Annotated in this window: 23 protein-coding genes and 1 pseudogene; 9 read left to right on the top strand and 15 right to left on the bottom strand. The window is 73.3% G+C overall.

Features of this window, described 5'->3' with window-relative positions; genetic code table 11:
- Window positions 1-231, top strand: a pseudogene (locus GQS09_RS16940) (hypothetical protein); the annotation flags it as partial.
- Between the two features lie 138 nt (window positions 232-369).
- Here the strand turns inward: GQS09_RS16940 and GQS09_RS16935 are convergent.
- Both GQS09_RS16935 and GQS09_RS16930 read right to left on the bottom strand, forming a co-directional pair.
- A complete protein-coding gene (locus GQS09_RS16935) occupies window positions 370-1,239 on the bottom strand; it encodes a potassium channel family protein (protein WP_165987041.1) in 870 nt (289 codons plus the stop codon).
- 197 nt (window positions 1,240-1,436) lie between these two features.
- Window positions 1,437-2,435, bottom strand: coding sequence for a LysR family transcriptional regulator (locus GQS09_RS16930; protein ID WP_165987039.1), 999 nt, complete (start codon window positions 2,433-2,435; stop codon window positions 1,437-1,439).
- Between the two features lie 203 nt (window positions 2,436-2,638).
- Here GQS09_RS16930 and GQS09_RS16925 point away from each other — a divergent pair, with 203 nt between their 5' ends.
- From GQS09_RS16925 to GQS09_RS16905, 5 genes are all read left to right on the top strand, one after another.
- On the top strand, window positions 2,639-3,442 hold the full coding sequence (locus GQS09_RS16925; protein ID WP_165987037.1) for a succinate dehydrogenase cytochrome b subunit: 804 nt from the start codon (window positions 2,639-2,641) through the stop codon (window positions 3,440-3,442).
- Between the two features lies 1 nt (window position 3,443).
- A complete protein-coding gene (locus GQS09_RS16920) occupies window positions 3,444-5,438 on the top strand; it encodes a fumarate reductase/succinate dehydrogenase flavoprotein subunit (RefSeq protein WP_165987035.1) in 1,995 nt (664 codons plus the stop codon).
- An 8-nt stretch (window positions 5,439-5,446) separates the two neighbouring features.
- Window positions 5,447-6,193: a succinate dehydrogenase/fumarate reductase iron-sulfur subunit gene (locus GQS09_RS16915; protein ID WP_165987051.1), complete on the top strand. Its 747-nt coding sequence runs from the start codon at window positions 5,447-5,449 to the stop codon at window positions 6,191-6,193.
- A 210-nt stretch (window positions 6,194-6,403) separates the two neighbouring features.
- Window positions 6,404-7,072, top strand: coding sequence for a metalloregulator ArsR/SmtB family transcription factor (locus tag GQS09_RS16910; RefSeq protein WP_165987033.1), 669 nt, complete (start codon window positions 6,404-6,406; stop codon window positions 7,070-7,072).
- 31 nt (window positions 7,073-7,103) lie between these two features.
- On the top strand, window positions 7,104-7,595 hold the full coding sequence (locus tag GQS09_RS16905; protein ID WP_207957937.1) for a DUF3291 domain-containing protein: 492 nt from the start codon (window positions 7,104-7,106) through the stop codon (window positions 7,593-7,595).
- A gap of 121 nt (window positions 7,596-7,716) precedes the next feature.
- On the opposite strand, the gene hisD is transcribed toward GQS09_RS16905, so the two are convergent.
- The 9 genes from hisD to GQS09_RS16860 form a co-directional block, all read right to left on the bottom strand.
- Window positions 7,717-9,036, bottom strand: a complete 1,320-nt coding sequence (gene hisD / locus GQS09_RS16900; RefSeq protein WP_165987031.1) for a histidinol dehydrogenase — start codon at window positions 9,034-9,036, stop codon at window positions 7,717-7,719.
- Window positions 9,037-9,089: 53 nt separating this feature from the next.
- Window positions 9,090-10,178, bottom strand: coding sequence for a histidinol-phosphate transaminase (locus tag GQS09_RS16895; RefSeq protein WP_165987029.1), 1,089 nt, complete (start codon window positions 10,176-10,178; stop codon window positions 9,090-9,092).
- A complete protein-coding gene (locus GQS09_RS16890; RefSeq protein WP_165987027.1) occupies window positions 10,175-12,157 on the bottom strand; it encodes an HAD family phosphatase in 1,983 nt (660 codons plus the stop codon). The genes GQS09_RS16895 and GQS09_RS16890 overlap by 4 nt, the downstream gene beginning before the upstream one ends.
- Window positions 12,158-12,367: 210 nt before the next feature.
- Window positions 12,368-15,331, bottom strand: coding sequence for a tetratricopeptide repeat-containing serine protease family protein (locus GQS09_RS16885; protein WP_165987024.1), 2,964 nt, complete (start codon window positions 15,329-15,331; stop codon window positions 12,368-12,370).
- A 22-nt stretch (window positions 15,332-15,353) separates the two neighbouring features.
- Window positions 15,354-15,764: a hypothetical protein gene (locus GQS09_RS16880; protein ID WP_165987022.1), complete on the bottom strand. Its 411-nt coding sequence runs from the start codon at window positions 15,762-15,764 to the stop codon at window positions 15,354-15,356.
- Between the two features lie 158 nt (window positions 15,765-15,922).
- Window positions 15,923-16,693, bottom strand: a complete 771-nt coding sequence (gene hisF / locus GQS09_RS16875) for an imidazole glycerol phosphate synthase subunit HisF (protein ID WP_165987020.1) — start codon at window positions 16,691-16,693, stop codon at window positions 15,923-15,925.
- Complete coding sequence (priA, locus tag GQS09_RS16870; protein WP_165987018.1) at window positions 16,690-17,442, bottom strand: bifunctional 1-(5-phosphoribosyl)-5-((5-phosphoribosylamino)methylideneamino)imidazole-4-carboxamide isomerase/phosphoribosylanthranilate isomerase PriA; 753 nt, start codon at window positions 17,440-17,442, stop codon at window positions 16,690-16,692. Before priA ends, hisF begins: the two co-directional genes overlap by 4 nt.
- Window positions 17,442-18,065, bottom strand: a complete 624-nt coding sequence (gene hisH / locus GQS09_RS16865) for an imidazole glycerol phosphate synthase subunit HisH (protein WP_165987046.1) — start codon at window positions 18,063-18,065, stop codon at window positions 17,442-17,444. The genes priA and hisH overlap by 1 nt, the downstream gene beginning before the upstream one ends.
- A gap of 137 nt (window positions 18,066-18,202) precedes the next feature.
- On the bottom strand, window positions 18,203-18,367 hold the full coding sequence (locus tag GQS09_RS16860) for a hypothetical protein (RefSeq protein WP_165987016.1): 165 nt from the start codon (window positions 18,365-18,367) through the stop codon (window positions 18,203-18,205).
- Window positions 18,368-18,749: 382 nt separating this feature from the next.
- Here GQS09_RS16860 and GQS09_RS16855 point away from each other — a divergent pair, with 382 nt between their 5' ends.
- The gene (locus GQS09_RS16855) at window positions 18,750-19,568 is read left to right on the top strand and encodes an LON peptidase substrate-binding domain-containing protein (RefSeq protein WP_165987014.1); all 819 of its coding nucleotides are present in this window, start codon (window positions 18,750-18,752) and stop codon (window positions 19,566-19,568) included.
- A gap of 18 nt (window positions 19,569-19,586) precedes the next feature.
- On the opposite strand, the gene GQS09_RS16850 is transcribed toward GQS09_RS16855, so the two are convergent.
- On the bottom strand, window positions 19,587-20,519 hold the full coding sequence (locus GQS09_RS16850; RefSeq protein WP_165987012.1) for a pyridoxamine 5'-phosphate oxidase family protein: 933 nt from the start codon (window positions 20,517-20,519) through the stop codon (window positions 19,587-19,589).
- 294 nt (window positions 20,520-20,813) lie between these two features.
- Window positions 20,814-21,269 carry a VOC family protein gene (locus GQS09_RS16845; protein WP_165987045.1) on the bottom strand — a complete coding sequence of 152 codons (456 nt, stop codon included), beginning with the start codon at window positions 21,267-21,269 and terminating at the stop codon, window positions 20,814-20,816.
- Between the two features lie 138 nt (window positions 21,270-21,407).
- Between GQS09_RS16845 and GQS09_RS16840 the strand changes: the two genes are divergently transcribed.
- Entirely contained in the window at window positions 21,408-22,004 is a 597-nt protein-coding gene (locus GQS09_RS16840; protein ID WP_165987011.1) for a CGNR zinc finger domain-containing protein, read from the top strand.
- Between the two features lie 66 nt (window positions 22,005-22,070).
- Complete coding sequence (ybaK, locus tag GQS09_RS16835) at window positions 22,071-22,568, top strand: Cys-tRNA(Pro) deacylase (protein WP_165987009.1); 498 nt, start codon at window positions 22,071-22,073, stop codon at window positions 22,566-22,568.
- 73 nt (window positions 22,569-22,641) lie between these two features.
- On the opposite strand, the gene GQS09_RS16830 is transcribed toward ybaK, so the two are convergent.
- Both GQS09_RS16830 and GQS09_RS16825 read right to left on the bottom strand, forming a co-directional pair.
- Window positions 22,642-23,286, bottom strand: coding sequence for an ABC transporter permease (locus GQS09_RS16830; RefSeq protein WP_313896177.1), 645 nt, complete (start codon window positions 23,284-23,286; stop codon window positions 22,642-22,644).
- A 127-nt stretch (window positions 23,287-23,413) separates the two neighbouring features.
- Window positions 23,414-24,217, bottom strand: a complete 804-nt coding sequence (locus GQS09_RS16825) for an ABC transporter permease (protein WP_165987043.1) — start codon at window positions 24,215-24,217, stop codon at window positions 23,414-23,416.
- Window positions 24,218-24,238: the final 21 nt, after the last annotated feature.

Below are 24,238 nucleotides of genomic sequence, written 5' to 3'. Positions count from 1 at the left end.
CCTGCGGGTCCCGCCGGGCCCGCCGACGCGCTGCGCGCGGCCGCCGGGGCCACCCGTGACGATCCGGCGGGCTCCGTCCTGCTCTTCGCCGCGCTGGCCATGGCCGGCGTCCTGATCTGGATGCTGCCGGTGCTGCTGCTGATCACCGGCGGCCTGCTCTGCCTGGCGGCGGTGGCCGTGGACCACCGCCGCGGCACGGACACCGCGGACACCGCGGACGCCCGGGACTGACCGCGCCGGCACCCCGCTCCCCCCGCACCGCCCGCTCCCCCCGGGGCGCGGGCGGTCCCGTCTGCCCGGAGCCGCCCGCGAGCAGGACCGGAGGCCGTCACCACCGGTCCGGGCGGCACGCCCGGGGCGGGCGCCGGCTCAGCCCCCGCCGCTGCCGTGGTCGTCGGCGTAGGCGGCGAACACCCCGGCCGGGTCTCCCCCGGTGTGCAGGAAGCTCCGGTCCAGCACCGCGGCGAGGTCCTCCAGCGCGTCGGTGAGCATCCCGCCCGCCAGCCGCACCTCCGGGTGCGCCGACCCGGCCGCGCGCCGGGCGAGCACCCAGGCGTCCTCCACGGCTGCCGCCAGGGACAGCCGGTCGTCGGTGTCGTGGAAGTAGTACGCCTCCGGGTACTGGGTGAAATCCACCCGCACCCGGAGCACCTCGGCGGCCAGCCCGTCCAGCACCCCGGCCGCCGCCGGACGGTCCAGCGCGTCGGCCAGTGCCTCCTGCCGGTGCAGCAGATGCAGCCGGGTGGCCAGTGCGCGGCGCCGGCCGATCGCCGGATAGACCCCCAGCACCCAGGACACCACCGCGGACAGCAGCATGAACCCGATGAGGGACTCCAGCGGCAGCACGATCCGCAGCCAGTCCTCGGCCGGGGCGATGTCCCCCAGCCCGAGCGTGGCCACCATCACCATGGAGACGTACACGGCCTCGACCAGCCCGTCGTGGCGCTGCGGCTCCAAGGGGTCGGAGAAGATGAAGCCGTCCGGAAGAAAGGGCCAGTAGATCAGGGCCCAGCCGAGGATGGTGATCGACCCCCACGTCAGGACCACCAGGGCCATGCCCAGCGGGCCGGTCAGCCCGGCCAGGTGGCCGCCGGCGAACCGCCGCAGCAGCCGCCACAGCGTCCTCATCACCAGGCGGCTCACGCCGCCGCGCCGGGTCGGGTGCCACAGGGTGTGGAAGAGATCGCGCAGGGCCAGGGCCACCAGGGCCGCGCCCGCCGCCACCACAAGCCACTTCATCGCCCGTCACCCCGCCGCCGGTCGGTACGCCTGCTGCCTGCGCAGCCTAGATCATGCCGGGCCGCCCGCAGGCGTGGCGCGGCCACCTGGTCCGGGGTGATGTCCCGCTCCCCCGCCCGTCTTCGCCGCGGTGATGCTGATCGTCGCCGGAGTGCTGGACGCCCTGCGCGGCAGCGATTCCCTGCCACCCGGTGTGGTCACTGGCGGCCATCGCGCTGTACGCCTGGATCATCCGGGCGGTGTGCACGGTCGGCGACCGCGCCGGCTGATCCGGCCCGGCGGGCACCGGCCGGGCCGGTCCCGCCGCCGGCCAGGGCGGGCAGCCGCTCCTCCAGGGTGCGGCGCAGTTCCCGGGCGGCGCGGGTCGGGGAGACGTCGGAGCGGTGCGCCACCGAGATGGCCCGGTGCAGCCCGGGCCGGGCGAACGGGGTGGCGCGCAGCCCGGACCGGGCCGCGACCATGGCGGGCACCACCGACACCCCCAGCCCGGCCCGGACGAAGCCCAGCACCGCGTCCATCTCCCCGCCCGCCACGCTGAGCACCGGTTCGAAGCCGGCCGCCCGGCACGCCGCCATGGTGTACTCGCGCAGGTCGTAGCCGTGCCGGTACATGGCCAGCGGCCGGTTGCGCAGATCCGCCACCCGGATGCGGCGTCCGCGCACCGGTGGCGGCGCCTCCGGGGAGGAGACCACCACCAGTTCCTCGCGCAGCAGTTCCGCGGTCACCAGTGCCGGTGCCTGGACCGGCAGCGGGGTGATCACCAGCGCCAGGTCCAGTTCGCCGTCGGCCAGCACCCGCACCAGGTCCTGCGAGCCGCCCTCCCTGATCTGGAGCTCCACCCCCGGGTAGCGGTCGTGGAAGGCGCGCAGCACCTCCGGCACCAGGCCGGCGCACAGGCTGGGCGGGGCACCGAGCCGCACCCGGCCGCGCCGCAGCTGTGCCACCTCCTGCACCTCGCGCCGCGCGGTCTCGGTGTCGGCGAGGATGCGCCGCGCCAGCGGCAGCAGGGCCTCGCCGGCGTCGGTCAGGGTGATGTGGCCGCGGGCCCGGTGGAACAGTTCCGCACCCAGCTCCCGCTCCAGCGCCTGGATCTGCTGCGACAGGGAGGGCTGGGCGACATGCTCGCGCTCCGCGGCCCGGGTGAAGTGCCGGGTCTCGGCGACGGCGGTGAAGTAGCGGAGCTGGTGCAGCTGCATGGGCACTCCGTGGTCGGCGCGGCGGTCCGTCTCGGGGCTCCGTGTCGGGCCCCCGGGGGGGCGGGGCGGGCCCCCGGGGGGCGGGGCTCGGGGGCGGGCTCCTGCCCTGCGGAGCGGTGAGAGGCAATGATAGGCACAGCCTATGAAGATGACCGTTTCTATGTCTTGGACCGATGCCGGGGCTCCCGCCTACCGTCCCTGGCATGGCACTGGCGACACGGACCGGCCCGGAACGACCGGCTTCCGCCGCGGCGGACCGGAGACCCCCGGCCCACCCCGACCCGCACCCCCGACCGTCCCCCTCCCGCTCCCCCGGCTCCGCCGCGCGCACCGTCTCCCCCCTGCGGCTGCTGTGGCGCTCGGCCATCGGCAAGAAGGCCGTCATGGCCGTCAGCGGGCTGTTCCTGCTGGCCTTCCTGGTCGCCCACATGCTGGGCAATCTCAAGATCTTCTTCGGCCCGGAGGAGTTCAACGGCTACTCGCACTGGCTGCGCACCCTCGGGGAACCGGTGCTGCACCACGCATGGGCGCTGTGGCTGCTGCGCTGCGCGCTGGTGGCGGCCGTGGTGCTGCACGGGGTCGCGGCCCACCAGCTCAGCCGCCGGGCCCGGGCCGCCCGCCCGGAGCGCTACGTCCACCGGCCGCCGCGCACCTCCTACGCCACCCGCACCACGCGGTGGGGCGGGGTGATCGTGGCGCTGTTCGTCGTCTGGCACATCCTCGACCTGACCACCGGCACCGTGAATCCCAACGGCGAGGCCGGGCGGCCGTACGAGAACGTGGTCGCCTCGTTCTCCACCTGGTACGGCAATGTCATCTACCTGACCGCCGTGACCGCGGTCGGGCTGCACGTCCGGCACGGTCTCTTCGGCGCCGCGCAGACCCTCGGGATCAACCGTCCGCGCCGCCAGGCCGCGCTGAAGCTCACCGCCACCGTGTCCGCCGCCGTGCTGACCGCGGGTTTCGTCTCCGTCCCGCTGGCCGTGATGACCGGGGTGGTGGACTGACATGCCCGGAAAGGACACGCCCGGACGGCCCGCGGGCACCGGAACCCCGTACCACCGGTACCGGACCGGCGAGCCGCTCGCGGACACCAAGGCCCCGGACGGCCCGGTCGAGGAGCGCTGGGACCGGCGCCGCTTCGAGGCCCGGCTGGTCAATCCGGCCAACCGGCGCAAGCACACGGTGATCGTGGTCGGCACCGGCCTGGCCGGCGCCTCGGCCGGCGCCACCCTGGCCGAACAGGGCTACCGCGTCGTCCAGTTCTGCTACTCGGACTCGCCCCGGCGGGCACACTCCATCGCCGCCCAGGGCGGCATCAACGCCGCCAAGAACTACCGCAACGACGGCGACTCGGTGCGCCGGCTGTTCTACGACACCGTCAAGGGCGGCGACTTCCGCGCCCGGGAGTCCAACGTGCACCGGCTTGCCGAGATCTCGGTGCAGATCATCGACCAGTGCGTGGCCCAGGGTGTGCCGTTCGCCCGCGAGTACGGCGGGCTGCTGGACACCCGCTCCTTCGGCGGGGTCCAGGTCTCGCGCACCTTCTACGCCCGCGGCCAGACCGGGCAGCAGCTGCTGCTCGGCGCCTACCAGGCGCTCACCCGGCAGATCGCCGCCGGACAGGTGGAGATGCACCCGCGCACCGAGATGCTGGACCTGATCGTCATCGACGGGCGGGCGCGCGGCATCGTGGCCCGCAATCTGCTCACCGGCCGGATCGACACCCACCTGGCCGATGCGGTGGTGCTGGCCACCGGCGGCTACGGCAATGTCTTCCGCCTCTCCACCAACGCCAGGAACTCCAATGCCACCGCGATCTGGCGGGCGCACCGGCGCGGCGCGTACTTCGCCAATCCCTGCTTCACCCAGATCCACCCCACCTGCATCCCGCGCTCCGGCGACCACCAGTCCAAGCTGACCCTGATGAGCGAGTCGCTGCGCAACGACGGCCGGATCTGGGTGCCGGCCCGCCCCGGGGACCGCCGCCCGCCCGCGGAGATCCCCGAGTCCGAGCGCGACTACTACCTGGAGCGGAGGTATCCCTCCTTCGGCAACCTCGTCCCCCGGGACATCGCCTCCCGGGCCGCCAAGAACGTCTGCGACGAGGGCCGGGGCGTCGGCCCGGGCGGGCAGGGGGTCTATCTGGACTTCGCGGACGCCATCGCCCGGCTCGGCCGCCGCGCCGTCGAGGAGCGCTACGGCAACCTCTTCGAGATGTACGAGCGGATCACCGCCGAGGACCCGTACCGGGTGCCCATGCGGATCTACCCGGCGATCCACTACACCATGGGCGGACTGTGGGTGGACTACGACCTGCAGACCACCGTGCCGGGTCTGTTCGCCATCGGGGAGGCCAACTTCTCCGATCACGGCGCCAACCGGCTGGGCGCCTCCGCGCTGATGCAGGGCCTGGCGGACGGCTACTTCGTCCTCCCGGCCACCCTCGGCGACTACCTCGCCCGCCATCCCGGCCCGCCGGTCTCCGACATCCCGGGCCACCACCCCGCCATCGAGGAGGCGGTCTTCGACGTCACCGACCGTCTCTACCTCCTGCTCTCCACCAGCGGCGACCGCACCCCCGACTCCTTCCACCGGGAACTGGGCGCCCTGCTGTGGGACGAATGCGGCATGGCCCGCTCCGAGAACGGCCTGCGCAAGGCCCTGGACCGCATCCCGGAGCTGCGGGCCGAGTTCTGGGAACGCATCCGCGTGCCCGGCGAGGCCGGCGGCGTCAACCAGTCCCTGGAGCAGGCCAACCGCATCTCCGACTACCTGGAGCTGGCCGAGCTGATGTGCCTGGACGCCCTGCACCGCACGGAGTCCTGCGGCGGCCACTTCCGCACCGAGAGCCAGACCGAGGACGGCGAGGCCCGGCGCGACGACGAGGCGTTCGGCTATGCCGCCGCCTGGGAGTTCACCTCGCCCGGCGCCCCGCCGGTGCTCCACCGCGAGCAGCTCACCTTCACCCGTGTCCACCCCACCCAGCGGAGCTATGCATGAGCGGCGGCATGCGCCTGACCCTGAACATCTGGCGCCAGCGCTCCCCCGGCCGTCCCGGCGCCATGACCACCTACGAGGTGGCGGACATCTCCCCCGACATGTCGTTCCTGGAGATGCTCGACACCCTCAACGAGCGGCTGATCGCGGAGGGCGAGGAGCCGGTGGCCTTCGACCACGACTGCCGGGAGGGCATCTGCGGCGCCTGCGGCATGGTGATCAACGGCCGGGCGCACGGCCCGGAACGCACCACCACCTGCCAGCTCCACATGCGGCATTTCAAGGACGGCGACACCATCGACGTCGAGCCCTGGCGTGCCGGTGCGTTCCCGGTGGTGCGGGACCTGATGGTGGACCGTTCGGCGCTGGACCGGATCATCGGCGCCGGCGGCTACATCACCGCCCCGACCGGCTCCGCGCCGGAGGCCCATGCGGTGGCGGTGCCCAAGGAGGCCGCGGACACCGCCTTCGAGTACGCGGCCTGCATCGGCTGCGGCGCGTGCGTGGCGGCCTGCCCGAACGGCTCGGCCATGCTGTTCACCGCCGCCAAGGTGGTCCACCTCAACTCCCTCCCGCAGGGCGGGCCGGAACGCGAACGGCGGGTGCTGGCCATGGTGGAGGTGATGGACGAGGAGTCCTTCGGCGGCTGCACCCATGCCGGCGCCTGCGCGGACGCCTGCCCCAAGGGCATCCCGCTGGCCGGCATCGCCGTCCTGAACCGTGAGTACCTCCGGGCCGCCACGGCCCGGCCCGACTGAGCCTGTCCGACGCAGGGGTGCCGGAAGAAGGAAGAAGGGATCGCCAGGAAATCCCCAGGAAGAGGAAGAGAGAAGAAAGGAAGAGGAACAGGGAAAGGGACCCGGGGCGGGGGGGACCTCACCTTCGTCTGCCTGCCCCCGCCCCGGAGCTCCCGCCCTGCGCCCCGCCCGGATTCCAAGACCAATGACTGTTGGCCATAGACTCGGGGCATGGCTGATGAGGATGCCTCCTTCGAGGCGGTGAGCGTGCTGGCCGATCCGGTGCGGCGGCGGCTGTACCGGCACGTGGCGGAACGGCCCGGCTGGACCGGGCGGGATGCCGCGGCCGAGGCGGCCGGGGTCTCCCGCTCGCTGGCCGCCCACCATCTGGACAAGCTGGTGGAGTCCGGCCTGCTGGTCACCTCGTTCCGGCGTCTCACCGGACGCACCGGCCCCGGTGCGGGCCGTCCCGCCAAGGTGTACCGGCGAGCGGAGCGGGAGCACACCGTCTCGCTCCCGCCCCGCGCCTATGACACGCTCGGCCACCTGCTCGCCGGTGTGGTGGAATGCGCCGGCCTGGACCGGGAGGTGCAGGCGGCGGCCCGCGCCGCGGGCGCGGACGCGGCACGGCAGGAGCCCGTCGATCCCGTGGCCTGGCTGCGCGACCGGGGCTACGAGCCCTTCCCGGAGGACGGGTCCGGCACCACCCTGCGGCTCAACAACTGCCCCTTCCACGCCCTGGCCGGGGAACATCCCGCTCTGGTCTGCGGCATGAACCTCGCCCTCATCGAGGGCCTGCTCGCCGGGCTGGACAGCGGCGGCGTGCAGTGGTCGGCGGAGATCGACCCCCGGCCGTCCGGCTGCTGCGTCACGCTGACTTCTAAAACGAACAACGATTGACTATAGAAGCGGACTCCAGCATGCTGATCCCATGAGCCCAGTGATCGGTCACCACCTCGCCCAGGTCAACATCGCGCGCCTCATCGCGCCCCTGGAATCCCCGCAACTGGCCGGCTTCGTCGCCCGGCTGCCGGAAATCAACGCCCTCGCCGAGCGCTCCCCCGGCTTCGTCTGGCGCATGGTGGACGACAAGGGCGCCGACTCCACCGGCCTCCGGCCGGACGTCACCGACGACATGCTGCTGATCAACTGCTCCGTGTGGGAGTCCGTGGAAGCCCTGCACGACTACGCCTACCGCAGCGCCCATCTGCGGGTGATGGCCCGCCGCCGCGAGTGGTTCGAGCGGCCGGCCGAGGCCCATCAGGCCCTGTGGTGGGTCCCCGCCGGCCACCGCCCGACCGTGGCCGAGGCCATGGACCGCATCGCGCTCCTCCGCCGCCACGGCCCCACGCCCCACGCCTTCACCTTCCGGCACCGCTTCCCCGCCCCCGGACCCGCCGCAGACCCGGCTCCCACCGCCTGACCCCGGGCCGGCCCGCGAGCGCACGGCCGGGAGGGCCGGGACGTCGCGTCCACGCAGCGAGCGGGGGCGGGGACGACCTGCCGGTCGTCCCCGCCCCCGCTCGCTGCGGCCCGGGCCCGGCTCAGTCCTGGGCGCGGTCCAGGGTGTACTGGGCGGCCTCCGCGTGGCTGGGGAAGCCCTCGTAGCGGGCGAGTTCCACGGCGATCGGGCCCAGCTTCCGCGCCCCTTCCGCGGAGACATACGCGAAGGAGGAGCGCTTGAGGAAGTCGTCCACCCCCACGCAGGAGTAGCTGCGGGCGGAGCCGCCGGTGGGCAGGATCGCGTTCACGCCGATCGCGAAGTTGCCGTAGGGAATGGACGCGTACTCGCCGAGCAGCACCTCACCGGCGTTCTGCAGCCGGTTCAGCACCTCGAACGGCCGGTCCACGATCACCCGCAGGTGCTCCGGCGCGTAGTCGTTGACGAAGTCCACCGACTCGTCCAGCCCCGAGGTGAGGACGATGCCGCCGAACCCGCTCAGCACGGTCTCGCAGAACGACCGGCGCTTCTCGGGCAGCCTGGCGAGCAGCCCGGGGACCAGCTTCTCCACCCGGTCGGCCAGCTCCGCGGAGTCGGTCACCAGCATGGCCGCGGAGTCCGGCCCGTGCTCGGCCTCCACCAGCCATTCCCGGGCGACGATCTCGGGGTCGGCCTGGGCGTCGCACATCACCACCGACTCGCTGGGGCCGGCCGGTGTGCCCGGGTCGATCTGTCCGTAGAGCAGCCGCTTGGCCGCGCTGACGAACTGGTTGCCGGGGCCGACGATCTTCTCCACCCGCTCCACGGCGCCGGTGCCGAACGCGAAGGCGGCGACGGCCTGGGCACCGCCCGTCTTGTAGATGTCCCGGACCCCGCACAGCCGGGCCGCGACCAGGGTCGCGGCGTCGATCGAGCCGTCCGGGCCGGGCGGCGTGCAGGCCACCACCCGCGGCACCCCGGCCAGCGTGGCCGGCACCGCGAGCATCATCATCACCGAGGGGAAGGAGCCCTTGCCGCGCGGCACGTACAGCGCCGCCGAGGCGATCGGCAGGATGCGCTCGCCGGAGATCACCCCGGGCGAGTGCTCCTTCATCCAGGTCATCGTGGGGAGCTGGGCCTCGTGGTGGGCGCGGATGTTCTCCACGGCCTGCTCGATGGCGCTGCGCAGCGAGGGCTCGATCAGCCGCTCCGCCTCGGCGAACTCCTCCTCGGTCGCCTTCAGGCCCTCCACGGTCAGCCGTGCGCCGTCGAACTTCTCCGCATAGTCGATCAGCGCCTCGTCACCGCGGGCGCGCACCTCGTCGATGATCTCCTGGGTCCGTTCCCGCACGGACTCGAAGTCACCCTGGGCGCGCACCAGCAAAGACCGCCGGGCCTCGGGTGACAGCTCGCTCAGCGTGTACCTGTTGATCTTGGTCCCCATCACGATTCCTCAGTTCTTGTCACACGTGCACGGCCGGATACCGGCGGTCGTCGTCAGGACGCGCTCCCGGGTCCGCGATGGTATGCACCGTAGACCGCGCAGAAGCGTTCCATTTCCTGTCTCGTCCCCATGCTGACCCGGAACATTCCGGTCAGCGCGCCCGCCGACATGACACGGACGAGAATCCCTGACTCGCGGAGGAATGTGACGGCTTCCCGGCAGTCCGGCGGCCGGACCAGACAGAAATTCGCCGCGCCCGCGACCACGGGGGCGCCCAGTTCGGTGAGCCGGTCCACCACCATCGGCTTGACCTGGTCGGTCATCTCCTTGGCCTGGAGCAGCACCTCGCCGACCGAGCCCAGATGGGCGCGCGCGGCGACGATCGCCGGGGCGTTCACGTCGAACGGCCCCCGGATCTTCCCGAACTCCTGGATGAGCTCCGGATCGGCGACGAGATAGCCGACCCTGAGGCCGGCCATCGCAAAAGCCTTGGAGAAGGTGCGGAAGACGATGATGTTGGGGCATTCGGAAATCAGGGGAACGGCGGTGACACCGGTGAATTCGTAGTACGCCTCGTCCACGATCACCGGAATGTCCGGGTAGGCCCTGGCGATTTCCTCGATGAACGCCAGGTCGACGGGCGTCCCGGTCGGATTGTTCGGATTGATGAACGCGATCACCCGGGGCCGGCGGGCCGCCGCCGCCCGGAACTCCCGGTAGGGGAACTCCAGGCTCCCCTCCCGGTACGGAACCCCGCTGACCACGGCGCCCAGCACCCCCGCCACCTGCGGGAACATCGCGAAGGCCGGCGTGGCGACGAGCAGCTCGTCCCGTTCCCGCAGAAAGCCCCGCAGCGCGATCTCGATGGCCTGGTCGGAGCCGTTCGTGGCCAGGAAGTGGTCCGGCGTGACCCCGCAGTACTCCGCCAGCGCGGGATACAGCTCGGCATCACCGGGGTACCACTGCACGCCGACGTTCGTCACATAGTCGGTCAGCGCCCGCACGACATGATCCGGCACCGGCCGGGTGGACTCGTTCCGGTCCAGGCAGAGGTACGCGGACCGGTCCATGCCCAGCCAGTCCGGGACATAGGGCCGGGACGCGGCGACATGGCGGTCGATGCGGACCCGGTTCACGGTCATGCGAGAGTGCCCTTGACGCCCGCGATGAGCCGCCGGCGGGACTCGTTGACGGACATCAGTTCGCGCACCGCCTCGCCCATGCCCCGGAAGACCATGGGCCATCCCTCCTCGACCGTGGCCGAGGTGCCGAAGTGGGCGATCACACTGGCCTGCATGCCGCCGGCGAAGCCGTCGACGAAGTCGTCCAGATCCTCGCTGAACATGCCGTCCGCCAGGGTGCTGCCGATGAGGAACCGCTTCCGGAAGGCGTCGTACTCCTCGGCCAGCGGCACGTACTTGCAGAACTTGCGGCCCTCCATGCTCACCCCGACGTGCACCGGCTCGGCGTCGAGGTCCTCCACCCCCCGGAGACTGGAACCGGCGCCGTAGATGCCGATGCGCTCCATCCGCTCCAGCGCGATCTGCCGGAGCGTCCGGCCGAGCACCATGCCGATGTCCTCGGTGACGACGTGGCTGGAGTTCAGCCGCGTGGCCCGGAAGGTCACATCGAGCCGCATCCCGGCGCCCCGCGCGAACTCCCGCAGCAGCTCCCGCATGCCGTCGACCTCGATGGAGTCGGCGACGTCGACCTTCCAGTCGACCCCCGACCCGCCGAGTTCCGCCTCGACGCGGACCACGCTCTCCGCCGTCTCGCGCTGCGTCGCGGCACGCGTGACCGAGGAGTGCAGGGTGGTCCACCCCTTCTCCACCGACCTGGCGGCGGGCTGCGCGGCCGCCTGCGCGTCCCCGCCCGCGGCGGCGGCCGGCGGCTGCTCCTCGGCGGCGCCCGTCACGGCCGTCTCCCACGGCGCCTCGCCCTCGGGGTGCCCGAGCTTCTCCGCGGCGATGCCCACCCCGCGGAAGACCGCCTCCCAGGTGTGGTGCGGGTCCTCGAAGCTGGTGACATTGATGTCGATGTCGAGCGCGCCGCCGTCCGCCAGGCCGTGGAGCATGGCCAGCAGCGGACGCCCGTCCGCCATCTGCTCGCAGCGGACACCGACGAACCAGTCGAGGTCCACCTGCTGCGAGGAGGTGAGGGTGAAGCGGCCGGACCGGCCGTCCGCCTGCCCGGCGGCGTCCCGCAGCACCACTTCGCAGCTGCCGTCGTCGATCATGCCCAGCGACACCGAGGCCGTGCGCCTGCGCGGCAGGGCCCGCAGCTCCTTGCCCAGCAGCTCGCCGAGGCGGCGCCAGTCGTCGCTGGTGTAGCGGACATCGACCGAGCGGCCGGTGCGCCAGGCGATGTGCTCGATCATGTGGCTGACGAACTCGTTCGGCGTGACCAGGAACTTCTCCGTCACGCGGCCGTTCCCCAGCCGGACCCGCGCCTCCTGGAAGCCGGAATAGCAGACGTCCACGTGCGGCGAGGCGGACAGGGTCCGGAAGTCGCAGGCGCCCGTCGCCACGCCCACGGTGAAGCAGCCGGCCGCGGCGGCCGACTCGGCGCCCAGCAGCGAGTCCTCCACCGCCGCGCAGCGGGCCGGCTCCGCACCGAGCAGCCGGGCCGCCTCCAGATAGGGATCGGGGGCGGGCTTCTTCCTCACGCCCTCGATGTCATTGCTCACCACCGCGTCGAAAAACTCCGCGAGGCCGGTCGCGGCCGTCATCGCGTCGATCTGTTCCCGGGGATTGTTCGAAACCAGCGCGATGCGCAGCCCGGCGCTCCGGGCGTCCTTGAGAATCTCGACGATGCCCTCGTGAACGGGCGCGGCTTCCGCCTCCCGGCAGCGGTTCAGCTCGGCCGTGAGGCGGGCCGTCTCCTCCTCGCTCAGCCGATGACCGACCGCCGCCGCCGTCCTCCGCCAGAACTCCGGAATGTCATAGGGGAAGTTGGCGCGGACAATCCCGGGCGTGAGCGTGAACTCATGCGGGACGACCGGCTTCAGCAGCCGTTCGGCCAGTTCGAGATCGAGCGCCAGCGTGTCGAGGAGCACGCCGTCCATGTCGAAAAGAAGGGCGGTGGTACCGTCGCGGAGTACCAGCCGGTCAGCAAGGAGCATGGCGGCAAGTATAGCGGTTGCACCGATGCCCCCGGCCGGCGTTCTCACCTGATGGAACGGCCTCCCTTACGGCCCTGACCTGCGGCGATCCAGGGTTCCACGGGTCACGGCACGGCTCGTGGCAGGCCGGGGGCGGCTGCCGCCGCCCCGCCCGGCACGCTCCGGGCCGGCCCGCCGCGGCAGATGCCCGGGCAGATGCCGGGGCAGGTCTCACGGAAAGTTCAGCTCCGGGAAGACAATGGTGTCCGGGTCGCTGCGGAGGGATTCGATGAGACGGGTCTCCGCCTCGATTCCGCATTTCCTCGCCAGCCGGTGGGCCGTTCTCAGGACTGCTTTTCCTTCCCGCCGCCGGCCCATGCTGCGCAGTGCGCACGACTTCACGATGGAGTGCTGCACCAGGCAGTGCCGCAGATTCAGCTTCCGGTACAGCGTCCCGGACTGCTCGTACAGCGACATGTCCACCGTCCCGGCGGAACGGCGGGTCTCGGCCAGGGAGAGCAGGGCATGGGCGGTCTCGGTGTCGCTCCTGGTCCGCCGGAAAAGCTGGAGAGCCTCGTCGAAGGCGGCCCTGGCGAATGCGGGCCGGCCGGCCGCGTGCTCGACCTGCCCGATGCCCAGCAGCGCCCACCCCTCACTGCGCCGGTCGCCGATCTTGACGCAGATGTCCAGGCCCGCCCGGTGGTGCTCCAAGGCCTCGTCCGGGCGGCCGGTGAGCCGGCAGATCTCGCCGATGCCCCACAGCGCGTAGGCCTGCCGCTCCAGATTCCCGGCCGACGTGGCGTGCCGGTAGGAGTTCCGGTAGGCGGTCTCCGACGCCTGCCAGTCGGACCGGAGCCTGCTGACCTCGCCGATCCCGAATTCGGCCTCCGCGAGCCCGGTCACGTCCAGCAGGACGGAATACGACTCCCGCGCGTCCGCGTACCGGCCGAGCGCCCGGTCGTAGAAGGCCCACAGGCGGTCCAGCTTGCCCAGGCCGATGCTGGCCCCGGCGAGTTCCGCCATGTCGGCGGCGTCGCCGTCCCGCTGCCGCAGCAGCTTCACGGCCTCGCGGTAGCTCCGGGCCGCGGACTCGTAGTCGCTCGCCATGCGGTCGTTGTCGCCCAGCCGCTTGAGCAGGGCCGCCCGGGCCGAGTCGTCCGACGCGGTGCGGATGGCGAATCTCCAGTGCGGCTGCGCCTGGTGGTAGTGGCCCCGGGCGGTCCGGCAGCGCGCGAGGACGGTGTTGATGTGGTGGCTTCCCCGCCGCTGCGCCTCCGGGTCCGGCCCCTCGATCAGGTCCTGCACGGCCTGTTCCAGCTCGCCGACCAGGCCGCCGGTGATCAGGGTCTCGCAGTGCTGGTAGAGCAGTTCCAGTGCCCGTCCGGTCTGCCCGGCGAGGGAGTGCTGCCGCGCCGCTTCGAGGTAGCGCCGCATCCGGGTGAAGCAGACGGCGGCCCGTTCCCGCAGGGCCGTGATCCGCCGGCCGTCCGACACGAACAGCACCGCCGACTCGATGTCCGAATGCAGGTAGTAGCCGTCGCCGGACTTGATGAGCGGAGGCTCGCGCAGCAGCCGGTCCAGGGTGGCGGCGAAGTTCTCCACCCCGGAGATCTCCTCCAGCTCCTCGCGGGTGGCGGGGCGGCCGATGACGGCCGCCGTCAGCAGCAGGGCGTGGTCCGCCTCGGGCAGATGGGCGTAGTTGTCCGTCCAGTAGCGCCGGAGCGCCTCGGTGGCGCCCCCGGCTCCCGCCCCCTCCTCCCCGGCGGCCACCTTCCGCCGCCACTCGGGCGAGCGGGCGATCTCCTCCATGCAGACGATGCTGGACCGGAACCGGCAGACGTTCGTCAGCTCCGCGCCGTCCAGTCTCACGCCGTAGAGCTCCAGGAACCCGGAGACCTCCTGTTCCGTGAATCCGCTGACCGGGACCACCGGGGCCCGGATGCCGGGCGGCGGGAGGTACCGGGAGAGCAGCAGGACGCGGGACCTGCCGGACGCGGCGGCGGATTCCAGCCCGGCCAGGAAGTCGAGCACCCGGGCATGGGTGTCGCGGGAGAGGTGGTGGATGTTGTCCAGCACGAAGACGATGCTTCTCTCCCGTGCCGCGGCGTAGATCATCGCGGCGATGCCGGAGTGCTGCCCGGACGGATCGCCGTCGAGGCAGGCCATCAGGGGATCGAAGAGGCTGCAGCGCATCAGCAGGTGCACCGACAGCGCCCGCAGGAGCACGTCGTGACCGGCGTTCCCCTCCACCGCGAAGTCGTGGTAGAAGACCGAACCATCCTGCTGCCGGGAGGCGGTGAGTTCCGCGGCCTCCGCCGCGGCGGTGGTCTTGCCGCTGCCGCCGGCACCGTGCAGCAGCACGCTCGGCCTGCCCCCGGGCCCCAGCATCGAGGCCACCTGCCGGACGATCTCCCGCCGGTGCAGTGCCCGGGCGGGCAGCGGCGGGCTGGTGATGCTGTCCAGCAGGGGTGCCAGCGTGTCGTCATGGGTGCAGATGTGGCGGGCGAGCCGGGTGCGCCAGTCGTCGGCCAGCCGCCGGAGGTCCAGATCCAGTCCCAGCCGGCCCAGGATCTCGTGGTCGAGCCGGGCCGCCTCGCCGGTCAGCACCTCGCGCGGGCGGTACCCCACCACCGAGCCGATGACGCAGCCGGTGCGCAGGTCCATCACCGGACCGCCGCTCTGCCCCTCGGCGCGCACCACGTAGGAGACCACGTAGCGGCGCTTGTCCGGCACGTATCCGGCGTAGTCGCCCTTGAAGACGCACTGCTTGGCGGTGCTCTGGTCGGTGATGTTGAAGCCGTACACCCGCAGCTCGGCCCGGTCCGGGTCGTCGGTCTGCTCCCCGGCGGGGGCGAGCGGCAGATATCCGGCGGGTTCGAAGTCCAGTTTCAGCAGGGCCCAGTCCGCCACGGGATCGGCCCACTCCATTGTCGTGTGCGCGGACACGGTGTGGCGGGCCACGGCCGCCGGGCCGCCGGAGGACGCCGGGGTGTCGAACTCGATCCTGATCGGTGAGGTGTCCGCACCGCCGATGAAGCGGTGCTTGACGGCGTGGAACGCCGTGATCAGATAGCCGGTGGGAGTGATGAAGAACCCCGTCGCGACACCCTTCGGGTCGACCTCCTCGTCCCGGAGCCGCACCACCGAGTGCCGCACCTGCTCCGCGACATAGGACTGCAACAACGTGCGTGCCATCTCGGTCCCGGTCCGTCCGCTCTCACTCCCCGGCGCCTGTCCCGGCCGGTTCTCCGCAGAGCTTCTCCAGGCGTCCGCGGGCCAGCAGCACCACCGCGGTGGCCAGGGGGTCGACCGGTATGGGGACGCTGGAGGCGGCGAGTGCCGCCGCGATGACCGCGACGACGCCGACCTCCGTGAGGTCCTTGCCGCCCGCGCTCAGCCGTGCCTTGTGCAGCTTTCCGCAGAGCGCCTGGCGCAGCAGCGCCCGATTGCGTTCGAACCACTGGTCGAAGAGTTCTCCCATCCGCCCGAACGACGGCAGCGGCACTCCGGTCAGTACCAGATCGTCGTCCTTCGGGGACATGAGACTCGTGTACCAGACCCGCAGGGCCTCGTCCGAGTCCCGCAGGGAACGTGCGATCTCTTCCTCGTCGAACTGCAACCCTGCCAACCTTTGCCTCTTCCCCCCTCTCCGGCCGCGACGAGGCGGACGGAAAGGATGTGCGTCCCGTGGCCCGCCCCCGTGTGCGGGCCGTCACCGCGCCACAGCATATGGCCAACTCGGGTGCACAGCAGCCGCGTCCGGGAACGAAAGCGGCTCCCGGTCCGTCAGCGCACGGGGTGACCGGTGGTCCGCAGGGCTTCCTTCACCTCGCCGATGCGCAGATCGCCGAAGTGGAAGACGGAGGCGGCCAGCACGGCGTCGGCCCCGGCGTCGATGGCCTCGGGGAAGTCGGCGGTCCGGCCCGCACCGCCGGAGGCGATGACCGGGATGGTGACGTGCTTGCGCACCGCACGGATCATCTCGGTGTCGTAGCCGTCCTTGGTGCCGTCGGCGTCCATGGAGTTGAGCAGGATCTCACCGGCGCCCAGCTCGGTGGCCCGGTGCGCCCACTCCACGGCGTCGATGCCGGTGCCCCGGCGTCCGCCGTGGGTGGTGACCTCGAAGCCGCTGGGGGTGGCGGTGCCGCCGGTGACCCGGCGGGCGTCCACGGACAGCACCAGCACCTGGCTGCCGAAGCGCTCCGCGATCTCCCGGATCAGCTCGGGGCGGGCGATGGCGGCGGTGTTGACGCCCACCTTGTCGGCGCCCGCGCGCAGCAGCCGGTCCACGTCCTGGGGGGAGCGGACGCCGCCGCCGACGGTCAGCGGGATGAAGACCTGCTCGGCGGTGCGGCGCACCACGTCGTAGGTGGTCTCGCGGTTGCCGGAGGAGGCGGTGATGTCCAGGAAGGTCAGCTCGTCCGCGCCCTCGGCGTCGTAGACCTTGGCCATCTCCACCGGATCGCCGGCATCGCGCAGGTTCTGGAAGTTGACCCCCTTGACCACCCGGCCGGCGTCCACGTCCAGGCAGGGGATCACGCGTACGGCGAGGCTCATGAGCCGCTTCCCGGGCGGGCGACGGCGGCGAGGGCCTCCTGCAGGGTGAACGCCCCGGCGTACAGGGCCTTGCCGACGATGGCGCCCTCCACCCCGGCGGGGACCAGGGAGGCCAGCGCCCGCAGGTCCTGGAGCGAGGAGACACCGCCGGAGGCCACCACCGGGCGGTCGGTGGCGGAGCAGACGTTCCGCAGCAGGTCCAGATTGGGCCCCTGGAGGGTGCCGTCCTTGTTGATGTCGGTGACCACGTAGCGGGCGCAGCCCTCGGAGTTCAGCCGCTCCAGGGTCTCGTAGAGGTCACCGCCGTCCCGGGTCCACCCCCGGCCGCGCAGCGTGGTGCCGCGCACGTCCAGGCCGACGGCGATGCGGTCGCCGTGCCGGGCGATCACCTTGGCGACCCACTCGGGGGACTCCAGCGCGGCAGTGCCCAGGTTGACCCGGGTGCAGCCGGTGGCCAGCGCGGCGGTCAGGGAGTCGTCGTCCCGGATGCCGCCGGACAGTTCGACCTTGATGTCCATCCGGCGGACCACCTCGGCGATCTGCTCCCGGTTGTCCCCGGTGCCGAAGGCCGCGTCCAGGTCCACCAGGTGCAGCCATTCGGCGCCGGCCTGCTGCCAGGTGAGCGCGGCCGACATCGGGTCGCCGTAGGAGGTCTCGGTGCCGGAGACGCCGTGCACCAGGCGGACGGCCTGTCCGTCCCGGACATCCACGGCCGGCAGGAGTTCCAGCGTGCGGGTGGGGGCAGTCATCAGAGCGTTCCGATCCAGTTGCGGAGGATGTGGGCTCCGGCGTCGCCGGACTTCTCGGGGTGGAACTGGGTGGCCCACAGCGGGCCGTTCTCCACGGCGGCGACGAAGCGCTCGCCGTGCGTGGCCCAGGTGACCCTGGGCTCCGCCATGCGGGGGTCCGTCGCCCGGAACTCCCAGCTGTGCACGGCGTAGGAGTGCACGAAGTAGAAGCGGGCGCCGGCCGGAAGACCGGCGAAGAGTTCGGAGCCGGCGGGGGGCTCGACGGTGTTCCACCCCATGTGCGGGACCACGGGCGCCTCGAGCCGGTCCACGGTGCCGGGCCACTCCTCCAGCCCGGCCGTCTCCACGCCGTGCTCGATGCCCCGGCCGAAGAGGATCTGCATGCCGACACAGATGCCCAGCACCGGGCGCCCGCCGGCCAGCCGGCGTTCGACCACCCAGTCGCCGCGGGCCGCCAGCAGGCCCTTCATGCAGGACGCGAAGGCGCCCACGCCGGGGACGACGAGGCCGTCGGCGTTCAGGGCCGCATCGAAGTCGCGGGTGATCTCGACCTCCGCGCCCGCCCGGGCGAGGGCACGCTGCGCGGAGCGGACATTGCCGAAGCCGTAGTCGAAGACGACCACGGTCCTGGTGAGCGGCGTGGCCGGGGCGGCGGACCGGGCGCCGGCCCGCGCCGCCGGTCCCCCGGTGGTGCCGTCCGTGCTGTCCCCCGCGCCGGTGGTGCCGGTGGTGCTGGTGGCGCCGGTGGTGCTCGTGGTGCTCACTGCCAGACCTCCAAGCGCAGGATGCCGGCCACCAGACAGAGCGCGGCGCCGACCGCCAGCAGTGCGACGACACCGCGCGGCAGTTCCTGCTTCCAGAATGAGTAGGCTCCGCCGCCGAGGAACAGCCCGACGGCGATCAGTGCGGTGGAGACGCCGTTCACGGTGCGCCCTTCGTGCGGGGTCCGGTCTCGCGTCCCGCGCCCACGCGGCTCATGCGTTCCTTCTCTCGTTCCTTGCCTGCTTGCTCACCGCGGTGTCCGGGCCGGATCACCCGGACGTCCCCGGGAACCGGGCGCGGGCGGGACCGCGCGGATCGATCCCGTTCAGCACCCCACCAGTGTCGCAGACCGCTTCCGCCCCACCGGGGGGCGTTCCACTGAATGGAACATTCCGCCCGTCCGCCGGGAGGCCGGAACGGTCCGGCCGGGACCGGCGCCGGGAACGGGCGCGGCCCGGGTGCACGGTGCGTGCGCGCGAGTGCGCGGTCAGGTGCGTGGTGAAGGGCTCCGCACGGGCCGTGCCCTGCCGATAGGCTGGCCTTTTGTGACGACCACGCGCCTGCCCCTGTTCCCGCTCAGTACGGTGCTGTTCCCGGGGCTCGTGCTGCCGTTGAACGTCTTCGAGGCCCGCTACCGGGCGCTCGTGGAGGAACTGCTGAAGCTGCCGGAGGACGGCCCGCGGCCGTTCGGGGTGATCGCCATCCGGGACGGCCACGAGGTGGCCCCGACGGCCCTGGGTCTGCCGGAACACGTGCAGCCCGCCGATCCGGGGCCGGGCGCCGGCTTCGCGGCCAACCCGATGGACTCCTTCTTCTCGGTGGGCTGCGTGGCGGATGCCACCACCATCCGGGAGCGCGGCCGGGGCGCCGGGCCCGCCGGCCCGGAGGACACCGGGGGCGGCAGCGGCGGCACGGGCGGCGGGCCGGCCGCGCGGCCGGTGACCGGGTACGACCTGCTGGCCACCGGCACCAGCCGGTTCCGGCTGCTGTCGGTGGACACCGAAGGGCCGTTCCTGGTCGGCGAGGTGGAGATGCTGCCGGAGCGGACCGGGGAGGGCGCGGAGCTGCTGGCCGCCGGTGTGCTGGGGGCGTTCCGGGCCTACCAGCGGCAGCTGGCCGGTGCCTACGACCGCACCCCGGCGGCCAACCGGGATCTGCCGGAGGACCCGTCGGTGGTCTCCTATCTGGTGGCGGCGACCACCGTGCTCTACCCGGCGGAGCGGCAGCGGCTGCTGGAGGCCCCGGACACGGCCGCCCGGCTGCGGCAGGAGCTGGAGCTGCTGCGGCGCGAGGTGCGGCTGATCCGCAGCCTGCCCTCGGTGCCCGCCGCGGACTTCACGCTGCGCCCCACCCATCTGAACTAGCCGGCCCGGCGGCGCTGCTCAGCGCCCCGCTGGGGGCGGCGGGGGCGGCGGGTTGAACGGGGAGAACTCCGGCGCGGTCCAGCGCAGCGGCGAGGCGGCGGTGATCTCCCGGACCGCGGTGACGGTGAAGTCGACCAGGCGTTCGGCACCGGGGACGCGGGCCGCCCGGTCCGGGTCCCAGTCGGTGCGGGCGGTGCCCGACAGGTGCAGCAGGGTGCCGGCCCGCCAGTCCGGGAAGAGCAGCCCGGCGGCCGGGTTCCGCTCCAGATTGCCCAGCGTCAGGAACATGGCGTTGCCGTGGTAGTCGGGCCAGCGGAGCGTGGTGGGGGACAGCACCCGGACGAAGCCCGGGGCGCCGCCGCGGTGGGACACGTCGGCGTCACCGTTGTCGGCGGCGGTGGCGACGAAGAAGGTGTCGGCGGCGCCGACCGCCCGCTGCTGGGCGGGGGTGAGCGCGGTGCCGTCGGTCACGGTGCGCCGCCCGTCGCCCGGCGCCGCGGTGCCCGCGAACCGGGGCTCCCGCCGCTGGATGTACTTGGGGCAGTTGGAGAAGACCTGGTCCAGGGCGACCCGCAGGCCGGTGCCGTCCGGGCGGGCGGTGCCGTTGAGCCGCATCCGGCGGCGGGCGGCGGGTTCGATGGCGAGCAGGCCCGTCCGGGCGGGAGCGGCCAGGGCCGCGGCGAGCGGGTCGTCCGGGGCGGGGCGGGCCGCGGCGAGCAGGGTGCGGGGGTCGGGCACGTGCAGGAAGCCCGGGGCACCGGTCAGCTGGGTGGCCCACAGCCGGCCGGCGGCGTCGCGGGCGCCCAGCACGAGGAACGGCTGCCTGGCGAGGAAGGCGGCACCGATGTCGGGCACGGTGTCGCGGATCGCCCGCAGCGAGCGGGCCGCCCGGGGGCCGACCCGGGCGCGTTCCTGTACGGCGAGCTCTCCGCGGTGATAGGCGGCGGGCATGGTGTTCTCTCCNGGGCGCGTTCCTGTACGGCGAGCTCTCCGCGGTGATAGGCGGCGGGCATGGTGTTCTCTCCGTTCTCCGCGGTTCTCCGCGGTTCTCCGCGGTTCTCCGGGGTCCTCCGCGGTTCTCCGGGGTCCTCCGCGGCTCTCCGGATTCCCCCGGGGTCCTTCTGCCGTCGTCCGGGAGTCCCGGGTCCGCCGCGGTCCGCTCGGGTACCGGCGGGGCGGGCCGGGGGCCGGGGGCCGGCCTGCCCGCCGGGAGGGGCGGGCGACGCCGGCCCCCGGCCTGGATGCTCAGAAGAAGCCGCAGGTGGGTGCGGCACCCGCCGGGGCCGGGGCGTCCTCGGCGCCGGCCGGTGCGTAGATCTCCAGCCGGATGCCGTCCGGGTCGTGGAAGAAGATGCCGCCGGAGGCCGCGCCCTCGCCGTGGGAGACCACCCCGTCGTGGGCGAAGGTCACGGACAGACCGCGCAGGACGGCCTCCGCCTCCCGGACCTCCTCCATGGTGCCGACCTGGAAGGAGAGGTGGTGCAGACCGGCCAGGTCGGTGCGGAAACCCTCGGCGCTCTGCTCCCAGAGGGTGAGCAGCAGCCGGCCGTCGCGGGAGAGCAGGGCGAAGCGCCGGTCCCCCTCCCGGCTCTCGGCCTGGACGTCGAGCCCGAGAACGGTCGTGTAGAAGGCGAGCGAGCGGCCGAGGTCGGTGACGTTCAGGCCGACATGGCCGGTCTGCAGGGACGTGGACATGGACATGGGCGTGCTCATGGAAGGGGTCCTCTCACCCGAACTAACCACTGAGAATGACATTAGGGGTTAGATCGCGGGAACACAACCGGTGTTCGCACTCTGACCGGTTACCGTGGTGCCAGCCGACCCCGAGGGAGGAGCGAGATGCACCGCCGCACCCCGCCGTCCGATCCCCGGCCGCTGACCGGCGAGCCGCTGGCCATCGACCTGCTCAACACCCGCTGGATCGGCAGCGACGGCCCGCACGACCTGCTGGACAGCGACGAGGGACTGCTCGTCTGGCTGACCGGCAGCCCGGTCGCCGCGGCCCTGGACGGCCTCTCCGTCACGGTGGGCCCCGGGACCAGGGAGCCGCTGCTGCGGGTCCGGGACGCGCTGGCCGCCCTGGTCCGCGACCCCGGCCACCCGGCCGCGCGCCGTGCGCTCAACGAGGTGCTGTCCCACGGCGCCCTGCGCCGCACCCTGACCGCGTCCGGTCCGCGCTCCTCCCCCGAGGCGGAACCGGACGCCTGGCTGCTCGCCTGGGCCGCCGCCGAGGACTACCTGCGGCTGCTGGAGGAGCGCCCGGACCGGATCCGCAAATGCGCCAGCCCGGCCTGCGTGCTGCACTTCTACGACACCTCCCGGAACGGCACCCGGCGCTGGTGCTCCATGGCGGGCTGCGGCAACCGCGCCAAGGCGTCGCGCCACCACGCCCGGCAGCGGGCGGCCGGGCCGCAGGCCGGGAAAACCGGTGGGTGACCGGCCCTTGTGCGCGTACAGTGCGAGCGGACCACGGCCTCGGCGGGCGAGGGAAGGAGCGGCACGGTGGCCAAGGCGACCAGAGCGAAGGGCGGGGGCGGCACCCCCGCGACGGTGGCGGCCACCCGGGCCGGCGTGACGTACACGCTGCGCTCCTACGACCACGACCCGGCCGCCGGTTCCTACGGCGAGGAGGCCGCCCGGGCGCTGGGCGTCGAGCCGGAGCGGGTGTTCAAGACCCTGGTGGCCGAGGTGGACGGCCGGCTGACCGTGGCCGTCGTCCCGGTGTCGGCCTCGCTGGGGCTGAAGGCGCTGGCAGCGGCGGCGGGCGGCAAGCGGGCGGCCATGGCCGACCCGGCGGCGGCCGAGCGGGCCACCGGCTACGTGCGCGGCGGCATCTCGCCGGTGGGGCAGCGCAAGCGCCTGCCCACCGTGGTGGACTCCTCGGCCACCGGGTACGAGACGGTACTGGTGTCGGCCGGCCGCCGCGGTCTGGAGATCGAACTGGCCCCGGAGGACCTGGTCCGCCTCACCGGCGCCACCGTCGCCGACATCCGGGCCTGACAGCCGCCGGCCCGGCATCCGGGCCCGGCCGCCCGGGAGCCTGGCCGCCGGACCGCCTGCCGAGGGGCCCGGCTCACCCCCAGCGGGGGAACACCGGCGGCCGGCGGACCGGCTCGCGCGGGCCCCAGAGGGCCATGCAGACGAAGTGTCCCAGCAGCGCGCCGAACGCCGGCCCGATCAGCGCGCCCGGCGCGTTCAGCGTCAGCGGCGCATCGACCAGCGCCCCCTCGCCCAGACGCCGGGCCAGCTCCCGGACCTCCTCCCGGCTCGGCTCCAGGAGCTCCCCGAGCCGCCAGGCCAGCACCGCGCCGAGCCCGGCGCCGAGTGCCAGACCGGCCGTTTCGGCCACGCCGGAGCGGCGCCGGGCCAGGAAGACGCCCACCCCCGCCGCCAGCCCGACCGCCACCCCCAGCAGCAGAAACGTGCCGTCCCCCGCGATCGCGCGCTGGCTCTCCGGATTCTCCAGATACAGCGCGTCCCCGCCGACCAGCAGGCGGACCCGGGGGGCCAGCCGTTCCCAGAGCAGTCCCAGCACCGGGCCGACGGCCGCCGCCACGGCGGCCATGACGACCGCACCGGTGCGGATCTCCCGGCCCCATTGCACCCGTGTGTCTCCGCCGCCACCGCCGGTGGGGGCGAGGGAGGGCGGTGCCGCCCAGGGATCGAGGCCGCGCATCGGGGCCTTCCGGTCGTCGGGAGTGGGAAGGGGAACGGTCACTCGGACATCCTGCCAGTTCCGCCCTCCTGTTCGGCGGCAGGGACGGGCGTCCGCCGCGCCCGGCGGCCCGCCGCGGGCACCATGCCGCAGCTCACCGGCTCACCGACCGGCTCACCGGCTCACCGGCTCACCGGGTCGCGGCGCGGCGGTACGACCAGGTGGCCAGGGCCAGCGCGGCGGCACCCGCCACGGTGCAGACGGCCAGGCCGAGCAGCACCGCCCCCCACTGCGGATCCGGCCGCAGCACCGCCGCCAGCGCGTCCACCCCGTAGGTGGACGGCAGCAGGTCGCGCACCCACTGCACCGGCACCGGCATCCGGGAGGCGGGCAGCACGCCGAGCAGCAGCGCCGCGGACATGCCGAGCTGGCCGCAGAGGGTGGCCAGCTCCGGGCGCGGGGAGAGCAGGCCCAGCGCCGCGCCCAGCCCCGCCAGCGCGGCGCCGGCCAGCGGCACCACGGCCACCAGCAGCCACAGCCCGCCCATCGGCAGCTCGTAGAGCACACTGCCGGTCACCGCGGTCACCGCCGCGCCCGGCAGGGTGAAGGAGGCGTAGGCCGCGGCCGTGCCCAGCGCCACGGCCGCGGCCGGGACGGGCAGCGTGGCGTAGTGGTCCAGCCCTCCGGAGGCGCGGAGCTGCCCGAAGTACTGGGCCAGCAGATTGAGCGCGACAAAGGCCACCACGAGCACCGTGGACCCGGCCACCACCGCGCGCGCGGCCTCGCCGGGACCCGGGTCCACCACGCCGCGCAGCAGCACCAGGATGCCCAGGGACTGGAAGGTGGCGACGAACAGCAGCGGGATGCGGGCCACCCGGGCCCGGGAGAGCTGCGCCCGGTAGACCGCGCCCAGCGCGGGCCACAGCCGGGGTGCCGGGGCCAGCGCCACCGGCCCGGCACGGCCCTGCGGGTCGGGGCGCCGTGCGGCGCGCAGGCCGCCGTCCGGCTCGCCGGT

Source organism: Streptomyces sp. YIM 98790 (assembly GCF_011421595.1).
GTDB lineage: Bacteria > Actinomycetota > Actinomycetes > Streptomycetales > Streptomycetaceae > Streptomyces.
Note: the sequence above shows the minus strand (reverse complement) of the source record. Positions and strands in the feature narration are given on the sequence as shown.